Origin of the sequence: Thauera phenylacetica B4P, assembly GCF_000310225.1 — a bacterium.
GTDB classification, from domain to species: domain Bacteria; phylum Pseudomonadota; class Gammaproteobacteria; order Burkholderiales; family Rhodocyclaceae; genus Thauera; species Thauera phenylacetica.
Genome location: NZ_AMXF01000137.1, coordinates 1 through 10,883, shown reverse-complemented (window position 1 = coordinate 10,883; position 10,883 = coordinate 1). Strand labels below are relative to the sequence as shown.

General features: G+C 69.8%; 12 protein-coding genes. All 12 read left to right on the top strand.

Features of this window, described 5'->3' with window-relative positions:
• A partial coding sequence (locus C667_RS26490) for a DUF4115 domain-containing protein (RefSeq protein ID WP_004368282.1) occupies positions 1 to 391 on the top strand: 391 nt, incomplete at its 5' end.
• 10 nt (positions 392 to 401) lie between these two features.
• On the top strand, positions 402 to 1,661 hold the full coding sequence (gene ispG, locus C667_RS15345) for a flavodoxin-dependent (E)-4-hydroxy-3-methylbut-2-enyl-diphosphate synthase (RefSeq protein ID WP_004368280.1): 1,260 nt from the start codon (positions 402 to 404) through the stop codon (positions 1,659 to 1,661).
• Between the two features lie 57 nt (positions 1,662 to 1,718).
• Positions 1,719 to 3,014 carry a histidine--tRNA ligase gene (gene hisS / locus C667_RS15340; protein WP_004368277.1) on the top strand — a complete coding sequence of 432 codons (1,296 nt, stop codon included), beginning with the start codon at positions 1,719 to 1,721 and terminating at the stop codon, positions 3,012 to 3,014.
• Between the two features lie 2 nt (positions 3,015 to 3,016).
• On the top strand, positions 3,017 to 3,661 hold the full coding sequence (locus C667_RS15335; RefSeq protein ID WP_211207723.1) for a YfgM family protein: 645 nt from the start codon (positions 3,017 to 3,019) through the stop codon (positions 3,659 to 3,661).
• 3 nt (positions 3,662 to 3,664) lie between these two features.
• Positions 3,665 to 4,807 carry an outer membrane protein assembly factor BamB gene (gene bamB / locus C667_RS15330; RefSeq protein WP_004368273.1) on the top strand — a complete coding sequence of 381 codons (1,143 nt, stop codon included), beginning with the start codon at positions 3,665 to 3,667 and terminating at the stop codon, positions 4,805 to 4,807.
• Positions 4,808 to 4,820: 13 nt separating this feature from the next.
• Entirely contained in the window at positions 4,821 to 6,149 is a 1,329-nt protein-coding gene (gene der / locus C667_RS15325; RefSeq protein ID WP_004368270.1) for a ribosome biogenesis GTPase Der, read from the top strand.
• Positions 6,150 to 6,263: 114 nt separating this feature from the next.
• The gene (hfq, locus tag C667_RS15320) at positions 6,264 to 6,500 is read left to right on the top strand and encodes an RNA chaperone Hfq (protein WP_004322287.1); all 237 of its coding nucleotides are present in this window, start codon (positions 6,264 to 6,266) and stop codon (positions 6,498 to 6,500) included.
• Between the two features lie 54 nt (positions 6,501 to 6,554).
• Complete coding sequence (gene hflX, locus C667_RS15315) at positions 6,555 to 7,712, top strand: ribosome rescue GTPase HflX (protein ID WP_004368268.1); 1,158 nt, start codon at positions 6,555 to 6,557, stop codon at positions 7,710 to 7,712.
• A gap of 14 nt (positions 7,713 to 7,726) precedes the next feature.
• Entirely contained in the window at positions 7,727 to 9,109 is a 1,383-nt protein-coding gene (hflK, locus tag C667_RS15310) for an FtsH protease activity modulator HflK (RefSeq protein ID WP_004368266.1), read from the top strand.
• Positions 9,109 to 9,990 carry a protease modulator HflC gene (hflC, locus tag C667_RS15305; RefSeq protein ID WP_004368264.1) on the top strand — a complete coding sequence of 294 codons (882 nt, stop codon included), beginning with the start codon at positions 9,109 to 9,111 and terminating at the stop codon, positions 9,988 to 9,990. The genes hflK and hflC overlap by 1 nt, the downstream gene beginning before the upstream one ends.
• A gap of 7 nt (positions 9,991 to 9,997) precedes the next feature.
• Positions 9,998 to 10,183 carry a DUF2065 domain-containing protein gene (locus tag C667_RS15300; RefSeq protein WP_039921771.1) on the top strand — a complete coding sequence of 62 codons (186 nt, stop codon included), beginning with the start codon at positions 9,998 to 10,000 and terminating at the stop codon, positions 10,181 to 10,183.
• A gap of 7 nt (positions 10,184 to 10,190) precedes the next feature.
• Positions 10,191 to 10,883 (top strand): ATP phosphoribosyltransferase regulatory subunit (locus tag C667_RS15295; RefSeq protein WP_004368260.1); only part of this gene is annotated, 693 nt, incomplete at its 3' end.

The window sequence follows — 10,883 nt, the reverse complement described above, 5'->3', positions numbered from 1 at the left end:
GACCGCGGGCACTGCGACGGCCGATTCCGGCGTGCCGAGCACCAGCCCTGCGGCGGATCCGGGCGCTCCGGCGAGCATCGCGACCCTGGCCGCGGCGAGCACCTCCGCCGCGGCGCCGGGCGAAGCGCCCCCCGCCACCGAGGAGGGCGCCGGCGGCAAGCGTCTGAGCTTCCGCTTCGGCGGTGACTCCTGGATCGAAGTGCGCGATGCCAGCGGCACCATCCTGCACTCCGGCACCAACCGCGCCGGCAGCAGCCGCGTGGTCCAGGGCACGCCCCCCTTCCGCCTGGTGGTGGGCAACTCCGCCAACGTCGTGCTCGAGCAGGACGGCCAGGCGGTCGATCTTGCAGCCCACACCCGCGGCTCCGTCGCCCGCCTGACGCTTCCCTGACCCGACCGCCATGAACCCTCACCAGGAACTCCAGCCGATCGAAGCCAGCCCGCTCGCCCGCCATCGCACCCACCAGGTGCGCGTCGGCAAGGTGAGGATCGGCGGCGAAGCCCCGGTCGTCGTACAGTCGATGACCAACACCGACACCGCCGACGTGCTCGCCACGGCGATGCAGGTCGCCGAGCTCGCCCGCGCCGGCTCCGAGATCGTGCGCATCACGGTCAACAACGAGGCCGCCGCGGCCGCGGTGCCGAAGATCCGCGACCGCCTGCTCGCGCTCAACCTGGACGTGCCGCTGGTCGGCGACTTCCACTACAACGGCCACAAGCTGCTCACCGACTTCCCGGCCTGCGCCGAGGCGCTCGCCAAGCTGCGCATCAACCCGGGCAACGTCGGCGCCGGCCGCAAGCGCGACCCGCAGTTCGCCGCCATCGTCGAGCTCGCCTGCCGCTACGACAAGCCGGTGCGCATCGGCGTCAACTGGGGCAGCCTCGACCAGTCCGTGCTGGCGCGCATCATGGACGCCAACGCCAAGCGTTCCGAACCGCGCGACGCCGGCGCGGTGATGCGCGAGGCGCTCGTCGTCTCCGCGCTCGAATCCGCCGCCAAGGCCGAGGAGTACGGCCTCGGGCGCGACCGCATCATCCTGTCGGCCAAGGTCTCCAGCGTGCAGGACCTGATCGCGGTCTACCGCGACCTCGCGCGCCGCAGCGACTACGCGCTGCACCTGGGGCTCACCGAGGCCGGCATGGGCAGCAAGGGCATCGTCGGCTCCACCGCCGCGCTCGCGGTGCTGCTGCAGGAGGGCATCGGCGACACCATCCGCATCTCGCTCACCCCCGAGCCGGGCGGCAGCCGCACGCAGGAGGTCGTGGTCGCGCAGGAGATCCTGCAGACCATGGGCCTGCGCGCCTTCACCCCCATGGTCACCGCCTGCCCGGGCTGCGGCCGCACCACAAGCACCTTCTTCCAGGAGCTCGCCTCCGGCATCCAGGATTACGTGCGCGCGCAGATGCCGGTGTGGCGCGAGCAGTACGACGGCGTCGAGAACATGACGCTGGCGGTGATGGGCTGCGTGGTCAATGGCCCCGGCGAGAGCAAGCACGCCAACATCGGCATCTCGCTGCCGGGCACCGGCGAGACCCCCGCGGCGCCGGTGTTCGTCGACGGCGAGAAGGTCGTGACGCTGCGCGGCGACAACATCGCCGCCGAGTTCAAGGCGCTCGTCGACAACTACGTCGCCACCCGATACGTGAAAAAGGGCGCCTGAGCGCCGCAACGAACAACGACCGCCGCGCGCGAGCGCGGTACAACCGAAAAGAACTCCATGAGCCAGACCTTGCAGGCCGTGCGCGGGATGAACGACATCCTCCCGACCGACGCCGAAACCTGGGAATACTTCGAAGACATCGTGCGCGACTGGCTGCAGAGCTACGGCTACCGCCCGATCCGCATGCCGCTGGTCGAGCCGACGCCGCTGTTCAAGCGCGCCATCGGCGAGGTCACCGACATCGTCGAGAAGGAGATGTACTCCTTCGAGGACGCGCTCAACGGCGAGCACCTCACGCTGCGCCCCGAGGGCACGGCCTCCTGCGTGCGCGCGGCGATCCAGCACAACCTGATCCCCTCGGGTGGCCCGCAGCGGCTGTACTACTACGGCCCGATGTTCCGCCACGAGCGCCCGCAGAAGGGCCGCTACCGCCAGTTCCACCAGATCGGCGTGGAGGCCCTGGGCTTCGCCGGCCCCGACGCCGACGCCGAGCTCATCCTGATGTGCGCGCGCCTGTGGGACGACCTCGGGCTCGAGGACGTGGCGCTCGAGATCAACTCGCTTGGCGCGCCCGAGGAGCGTGCGCAGCACCGCGCCGCGCTGATCGCCTACCTCGAGCAGCACCAGGACAAGCTCGACGAGGACGGCAAGCGCCGGCTGCACACCAACCCGCTGCGCATCCTCGACACCAAGAACCCCGAGCTGCAGGCGATCGTCGAAGCCGCACCCAGGCTCGCCGACTACCTCGGCGACGAATCGAAGGCACACTTCGAGGCGGTGCAGGTCTTCCTCAAGGACGCCGGCATCCCCTACCGCATCAACCACCGCCTGGTGCGCGGCCTGGACTACTACAACCGCACCGTGTTCGAGTGGGTCACCACGCGCCTGGGCGCGCAGGGCACGATCTGCGCCGGCGGGCGCTACGACGGCCTCTTCGAGCAGCTCGGCGGCAAGCCGCAGCCGGCCGCGGGCTTCGCGATCGGCATCGAGCGCCTGCTGCTGCTGTGGCAGGCCTGCGGCGGCGAGGCCGAGCGCCCGGTGCCCGACGTGTATGTGGTGAGCGTGGGCGAGGCCGCCCAGCGCCTCGGCTTCCGCGCTGCCGAGACCCTGCGCGAGCACGGCTTCGCGGTGCTGACGCACTGCGGTGGCGGCAGCTTCAAGTCGCAGATGAAGAAGGCCGACGCGAGCGAGGCGCCGGTGGCGATCGTGATCGGCGAGGATGAGGCCGCGGCCGGCGAGGTCGGCCTCAAGCCGCTGCGTTTCAGCGGCGCCCAGCAGCGCGTGCCGATCGACGAGCTCGTCGAGGCGATGGCCGCGCTGATGTTCCCCGAAGAAGAAGACGAAGAGGTTTGATGATGGCGGTCTACGATCTCGAAGAGCAGGAACAGATTTCCGAACTCAAGGCGTGGTGGACGCAGTACGGCAACTTCGTCGTCACCCTCGCGGTGGTGGCGGCGCTCGCCTCGGTGGGCTGGCAGGCGTGGAACTGGTACCAGGGCCGCAACGCCGGCGAGGCCGGCGCGCTGTACTACGCGGTGCAGCAGGCGGTGGAGAAGAACGAGCCGCAGAAGGCCCGCGAGGCCGCCGGTCGCCTGGTCGGCGAGCACGGCGGCAGCGTCAGCGCCCAGCTCGGCGCGCTGCTGTCGGCGGCGATGCAGTTCGAGGCCGGCGACCTCGTCAATGCGCGCGCCCAGCTCGAGTGGGCGGCCGACAAGGGCAGCGACCCCGCGCTGCGCGAGCTCGCCCGCCTGCGCCTGGCCGCGGTGCTGCTGCAGCAGGGTGAGCTCGACGCCGCGCTCGCCCGCCTGCAGGCCGCGCCCTCGGCCGCCTACAAGGCGCGCTTCGACGACCTGCGCGGCGACGTGCTCGCCGCCCAGGGCAAGGTCGCGGAGGCGCGCGCCGCCTACCAGGCCGCGATCGACGCGCTGACCGCCGCGGGTGACGATGCGGTCACGCTGCGCGAGGTCGTCCGCGTCAAACTCGAATCCCTCGGAGCCTGAGCGATGAAAACCCCCTCGCCGCGTCTCGTCCCGCTGCTCGCTGCCGTGCTGCTCGCCGCCGGCTGCTCCTCGCTCAACCCCTTCGCAAGCTCCGGCCCCAAGCCCGCGGAGCTGGTCGACTTCAAGCCCGCCGCCCAGCTCGTGGCCAAGTGGCAGGCGAACATCGGCGAGGCCGAGCATTACCGCTTCCAGCCCGCGGTGTGGAGCGACAGCGTGTATGCCGCCGGCAACGAGGGCGAGGTCGCGCGCTTCGAGGACGGCCGCGCCCTGTGGCGCATCGACACCGGCAGCGAGCTCTCCGCCGGCGTCGGCACCGATGGCCGCCTCGCGGTGGTGGTCGCCACCGACGGCACGGTGATCGCCCTCGACACCGACAACGGCAGCGAGCGCTGGCGTGCGCCGATCGGCGCCGAGGTGCTGGCGCCGCCCGCGGTCAGCCTCGAGCTGGTGGTCGTGCGTGCCTCCGACAACCGCCTGATCGCGCTCAACGCGCGCGACGGCAGCCGGCGCTGGGTGTACCAGCGCAACAACCCGCCGCTGGCGCTGCGCAGCTTCGCCGGCGTGGTGCTCGAAGGTCCGGTCGTGCTCGCCGGCTTCCCCGGCGGCAAGCTCGCCGTGATCAACGCCGCCAACGGTGGCGCGATCACCGAGCTCAACGTCGCGGTGCCGCGCGGCGCCACCGAGCTCGAGCGCGTCGCCGACGTGGCCGGCATGCCGGTGGTCGGTCGACGCGAGGTCTGCGCGGTCGCCTACCAGGGTCGCGCCGCCTGCTTCGACACCTCGAACGGCAACGCGATCTGGTCGCGCGACTTCTCCAGCAGCGTCGGCATGGACCGTGACGCGCGCTTCGCGCTCGTCACCGACGACCGCGACGCGGTGCACGCGCTCGACGCCAGCACCGGCGCCAGCGTGTGGAAGCAGGACGCGCTCGCGCGTCGCCAGGTCTCCCGTCCCCTGATCGTCGGCGATTACGTCATCGTCGGCGACCTCGAGGGCTATGTGCATGCGCTCGCGCGCGAGAGCGGCGCCTTCGCCGCACGCGAACGCGCAGGCAGCGATCCGATCGCGGCCGATCCGGTCCCGCTGCGCCGCGGTTTCGTGGTGCAGGGCGCCGGCGGCGACATCACCGCGTACGAAGTACGCTGAGGTACGGTAGCAAGTGAAACCCACCATCGTTCTGGTCGGCCGGCCCAATGTAGGCAAGTCGACCCTGTTCAACCGCCTGACGCGCACGCGTGACGCGCTCGTCGCCGACCAGCCCGGTCTCACCCGCGACCGCCACTACGGCATCGGCCGCGTCGGCGACCGCGACTATCTGGTCGTCGACACCGCCGGCTTCGATCCGGTGGCCAAGGACGGCATCATGCACGAGATGGCGCGCCAGGCCGAACAGGCCATCGCCGAGGCCGACGTGCTGCTGTTCCTGGTCGATGGCCGTGCCGGGCGCACGCCGCACGACGAGAACATCGCCGCGCGCCTGCGCCGCGCCGGGCGGCCGGTGCACCTGGTGGTCAACAAGGCCGAGGGCATCGACCGCGCGATGGTCGCGGCCGACTTCCACGCGCTCGGCCTGGGCGACCCGCTGCCGGTCTCGGCGGCGCACGGCGACGGCGTCAAGCAGCTCGTCGAGCTCGTGCTCGCGCCCTTCCCGACCGATGACGAGAAGGAGCACTCCGACGACGAAGGCCCCAAGGTCGCCATCGTCGGCCGCCCCAACGTCGGCAAGTCCACCCTGGTGAACACCCTGCTCGGCGAGGAGCGCGTGATCGCCTTCGACATGCCGGGCACCACCCGCGACGCCATCTCCATCCCCTTCGAGCGCGGCGGCAAGCGCTACACCCTCATCGACACCGCCGGCCTGCGCCGGCGCGGCAAGGTCTTCGAGGCGGTGGAGAAGTTCTCCGTCATCAAGACCCTGCAGGCGGTGCAGGAGTGCAACGTGGTCGTTCTGGTGCTCGACGCCGCGCAGGACATCTCTGACCAGGACGCCCACATCGCCGGCTTCGCGCTCGAGGCCGGGCGCGCGCTGGTGGTGGCGATCAACAAGTGGGACGCGGTGGACAACTACCGCCGCGACCGCCTCGAGACCGACATCGCGCGCAAGCTCGCCTTCCTGTCCTTCGCGCGCTTCCACCGCATCTCCGCGCTCAAGGCCGAGGGCATCGTCGGGCTGCTGAAGTCGGTGGACGCCGCCTACTCCGCGGCCACCGCCAACCTGGCCACGCCGCGGCTGACGCGTGCGCTGCAGCAGGCGGTCGCGCGCCAGGCGCCGCCGCGCCACGGGCTGGCGCGGCCGAAGATGCGCTACGCCCACCAGGGCGGCATGAACCCGCCGGTGATCGTCATCCACGGCAACGCGCTGGACGACATCCCGCAGTCGTATGTGCGCTACCTGGAGCGCTGTTTCATGGATGCCTTCGACCTCAAGGGCACGCCCTTGCGCATCCAGTTCCGCACCACGCAAAATCCCTACGCGACGCGGAATTGAGCTTTTTTCGGTCGCGAACCCATTTCCACGCCTGGATTTCGTTGCATACTGCCATGCGGCAGTGCACAACGTATCCATAACATTCTTATAAACACAATATAAAGAGGTTCCACAATGAGCAACAAAGGGCAACTCCTCCAGGATCCCTTCCTGAACACCCTTCGTCGCGAACACATCCCCGTGTCGATCTATCTGGTCAACGGCATCAAGCTGCAGGGCCAGATCGAATCCTTCGACCAGTACGTCGTGCTGCTCAAGAACACCGTCACCCAGATGGTCTACAAGCACGCGATCTCCACCGTCGTGCCCGCCCGCCCGGTCGTCATCCAGCAGGAAGAGGGCGCCAACTGAGGCCGCGGTCCTCCCGGTGCGGCCGGCGCCTGGCGGCCGCGGGAGGCGCGCAGCGTGTTTGAGCGTCCCGCCTCCGGTGAACGTGCGGTCCTCGTGCAGCTCGACCTCGGCCAGGGCGCCATCGACGAGCGCCTGTCCGAGCTGAAGCTGCTCGTCCTCAGCGCGGGGGCGAGCGTCGAGGCCGTGGTGCAGGGCAAGCGCGCCGCACCGGATCCCAAGCTTTTCGCCGGCAGCGGCAAGGTGCAGGAGATCGGCGAGGCCCTGCGTGTGCACGGCGCCGACATCGTCATCTTCAACCACGCGCTGTCGCCCGGCCAGCAACGCAACCTCGAGCGCGTGCTGCAGTGCATGGTCATCGACCGCACCGCGCTGATCCTCGACATCTTCGCGCAGCGCGCGCGCAGCCACGAAGGCAAGCTGCAGGTGGAGCTCGCCCAGCTCGAGCACCTGGCCACCCGCCTGGTGCGCGGCTGGACCCACCTCGAGCGCCAGAAGGGCGGCATCGGCCTGCGCGGCCCGGGCGAGAAGCAGCTCGAGACCGACCGCCGCCTGCTCGGCAATCGCGTCAAGATGCTCAAGACCCGGCTCGCCCAGATCGAGAAGCAGCGCAAGGTTCGTCGACGCGCTCGGGAACGCCGCGACGTTCTTTCTGTCTCTCTCGTCGGTTACACCAATGCGGGCAAGTCGACGCTGTTCAACGCGCTGACCAAGGCGGGCGCCTATGCGGCCGACCAGCTCTTCGCCACCCTCGACACGACCTCGCGCAGGTTGTACGTCGGCGGCGATGGGGCGGGAGCGAGCGTGGTGCTGTCGGACACCGTCGGCTTCATCCGCGATCTGCCGCACGCCCTCGTGGCCGCCTTCCAGGCCACCCTCGAGGAAACGGCGCAGGCCGATCTGCTGTTGCACGTCGTCGACTCGGCGAGCGAGGACCGCGACGCGCAGATCGGGGCGGTGAACCAGGTTCTTGCCGAGATCGGCGCGGCCGAGGTGCCGCAGGTCCTGGTGTGGAACAAGATCGACCTTACCCGGGCCGCTGCGGCGGTCGAGAGGGGGGACTGTGGTACCATCAGGCGCATTTTTTTGAGCGCCCGAACCGGGGAAGGCCTCGATCTGCTTCGCGACGCGCTTGCCGAAGTAGCTCGGCAGACCTTTGGTGACAACGCCGACCGGCTCGCCGGTTCGGATGACGAGCGACGACAAGAAACGTGATAACAGGCATTCTCATGTCACTGAACGACCCACGCTGGGGTGGCCAGGGCGGCGGCGACCGCGAAGATGGCAATCGCGGCGACGACAACCGCAACGGCGACAACCGCAACGGCGACAACCGCAACGGCGACAACCGCAACGGCGACAACCGCAACGGCGACAACCGCAACGGCGACCTGCGCGGCGATCGCAATCGCGGTGGCAACCAGGGACCGCCCGACCTCGAGGAGGTCTGGCGCGATTTCAACCAGCGCCTCTCCGGCATGTTCGGCGGCAAGCGCTCCGGGCGTGGCAGCGGCTTCGGCGGCGGCAACGGCGGGGGCGGCGGCAACCGCCCCGAGCTCCCCGGCTTCTCCTTCAAGCAGTTCCGCGGCGGTTTCGGCGTGCTCGCGGCGCTGGCGCTGGTGGTCTGGCTGGCGAGCGGCCTGTATACGGTGGACGCCAACCAGCGCGCCGTGGTGCTGCGCCTGGGCGAGTACGTCGCCACCACCGAGCCCGGCCTGCGCTGGCGCCTGCCTGCGCCCTTCGAGACCCACGAGATCGTCGACCTCACCGGCGTGCGCACGGTCGAGGTGGGCTATCGCGGCTCCGAGCGCAACAAGGTGCTGCGCGAATCGCTGATGCTCACCGACGACGAGAACATCATCAACATCCAGTTCGCCGTGCAGTACGTGCTCAACAGTCCGGAGAACTACATCTTCAACAACCGCTTCCCCGACGAGGCCGTGGCCCAGGCCGCCGAGACCGCGATGCGCGAGATCGTCGGCAAGAGCCGCATGGACTTCGTGCTCTACGAGGGCCGCGAGGAGATCGCGACCACCGCGCACGAGCTCATGCAGCGCATCCTCGACCGCTACGAGACCGGCATCCAGGTCAGTCGCGTCACCATGCAGAACGCCCAGCCGCCCGAGCAGGTGCAGGCCGCGTTCGACGACGCGGTCAAGGCCGGCCAGGACCGCGAGCGCCAGAAGAACGAGGGCGAGGCTTACGCCAACGACGTCGTGCCGCGTGCGCGCGGTACCGCCTCGCGCCTGGTCGAAGAGGCAAACGCCTACCGCGAGCGCGTGGTCGCCAACGCCGAGGGCGAGGCGAGCCGCTTCAACCAGGTGTTCACCGAATACAGCCGCGCGCCGGAGGTCACCCGCGAGCGCCTGTATCTCGACACCATGCAGCAGGTCATGTCCAGCACCTCCAAGGTCATGATCGACGCCAAGGGCAACGGCAACCTGCTGATGCTGCCGCTCGACAAGCTGATGCAGCAGACGGGCGCCAAGCCCGCCGCAGCGCCACCGCCCGACTCGCAGTCGGCCGCCGGCCTCGCGGCCAACGCCCCGGTGCCGGCCTTCGATCCGCGCAACCGGGAAGGAATGTTCAGTCGTGAGCGGGGAGTGCGTTGATGCGTGACAAGATGTCCCTGATCGGCGGCACGCTGCTGCTGCTCGTCGTGATCGCCTCGATGTCGCTGTTCACCGTCGACCAGCGCCAGTATGCGATCGTCTTCCAGCTCGGCGAGGTCAAGGAGGTCATCTCCGAGCCCGGCCTCAACGCCAAGCTGCCCTTCATCCAGAACGTGCGCTACTTCGACAAGCGCATCCTCACGATGGACACGCCCGAGCCCGAGCGTTTCATCACCTCCGAGAAGAAGAACGTGCTGGTCGACCACTTCGTCAAGTGGCGCATTGTCGACCCGCGCCTCTACTACGAGTCGGTGGCGGGCGACGAGGCGCGCGCGCGCACTCGCCTGACGCAGACGGTCAACGCCGGCCTGCGCGAGGAGTTCGGCCGCCGCACCGTGCATGACGTCGTCTCCGGCGAGCGCGACAACATCATGGAGCAGATGCGCGAGCGGGCCGACCGCGACGCCCGCACCATCGGCGCGCAGATCGTCGACGTGCGCCTGAAGCGTGTCGACCTGCCCAACGAGGTGTCGGAGTCGGTCTACCGCCGCATGGAGGCCGAGCGCAAGCGCGTGGCCAACGAGCTGCGCTCGCTGGGTGCCGCCGAGGCCGAGCGCATCCGCGCCGACGCCGACCGCCAGCGCGAGGTGATCATCGCCGAGGCCTACCGCAGCGCGCAGGAGGCCAAGGGCGAGGGCGACGCGAAGGCGACCGCCATCTACGCCGAAGCCTTCGGCAAGGACCGCGAGTTCTACTCCTTCTACCGCAGCCTCGAGGCCTATCGCGCCAGCTTCGCGGGCAAGGACGACGTGCTGGTGGTCGATCCGAGCTCGGACTTCTTCCGCTTCATGAAGGATGCCGGAGGCGCGCCGCGCAACTGACGTCTTCATGGCAAGCTCGCTCCTCACGGCCTTCGCGCTGATGTTGATCATCGAAGGCCTGCTGCCCTTCATCGCGCCCGCCGCATGGCGCGACACCTTCCTCCGCCTCGCCAGCATGGCCGACGGCCAGATCCGCTTCATCGGTCTGAGCTCCATGCTGGCGGGGCTTGCAATGCTTTTCATCGTTCTCTGACATCGCCATGCGCTGGGTACTGCCCGACCACATCCAGGACGCCCTGCCGTCCGACGCCTACCGGCTGGAGAGCCTGCGCCGCCGTCTGCTCGACGCCTTCCGGCTGCGCGGCTACCAGCTCGTGATGCCGCCGCTGCTCGAATATCTCGACTCGCTCACCACCGGCGCCGGAAAGGACCTCGAGCTGCGCACCTTCAAGCTGGTCGACCAGCTCTCGGGCCGCAGCATGGGCGTGCGCGCCGACATGACGCCGCAGGTCACGCGCATCGACGCCCACCTGCTCAACCGCCGCGGCGTGTCGCGCCTGTGCTACTGCGGCAGCGTGCTGCACACGCTGCCGTCCACGCTCACCGGTACCCGCGAGCCGCTGCAGCTCGGCGCCGAGCTCTACGGCCACGCCGGCATCGAGGCAGACGTCGAGATCCTGCGCCTGCTCGCCGAGGTGCTGCGCCTGGCCGAGGTGCCGGCGTCGCGCATCGACATCGGCCACGTCGGCCTCTTCCATGCGCTCGCCGCGCGCGCCGGCCTGGTGCCGGGGCGCGAGGAAGAGCTCTTCGGCCTGCTGCAGGCGAAGGACGTCCCTGAGCTGCGCCGCGTGCTCGCCGACGTCCCCGAGCCGGCGCGCGCCGCGCTGCTCGCGCTGCCCGAACTCTACGGCGGCCCCGAGGTGCTCGCCGAGGCCGCCGCCCGCCTGCCGCAC

What these genes read in the sequence shown, in the direction of transcription:
- ispG (WP_004368280.1), top strand. Translation starts at nt 402, where the DNA reads ATGAACCCTCACCAGGAACTCCAGCCGATCGAAGCCAGCCCGCTCGCC.
- C667_RS15335 (WP_211207723.1), top strand. Translation starts at nt 3,017, where the DNA reads ATGGCGGTCTACGATCTCGAAGAGCAGGAACAGATTTCCGAACTCAAG.
- hisS (WP_004368277.1), top strand. Translation starts at nt 1,719, where the DNA reads ATGAGCCAGACCTTGCAGGCCGTGCGCGGGATGAACGACATCCTCCCG.
- hfq (WP_004322287.1), top strand. Translation starts at nt 6,264, where the DNA reads ATGAGCAACAAAGGGCAACTCCTCCAGGATCCCTTCCTGAACACCCTT.
- C667_RS15300 (WP_039921771.1), top strand. Translation starts at nt 9,998, where the DNA reads ATGGCAAGCTCGCTCCTCACGGCCTTCGCGCTGATGTTGATCATCGAA.
- hflC (WP_004368264.1), top strand. Translation starts at nt 9,109, where the DNA reads ATGCGTGACAAGATGTCCCTGATCGGCGGCACGCTGCTGCTGCTCGTC.
- hflK (WP_004368266.1), top strand. Translation starts at nt 7,727, where the DNA reads ATGTCACTGAACGACCCACGCTGGGGTGGCCAGGGCGGCGGCGACCGC.
- bamB (WP_004368273.1), top strand. Translation starts at nt 3,665, where the DNA reads ATGAAAACCCCCTCGCCGCGTCTCGTCCCGCTGCTCGCTGCCGTGCTG.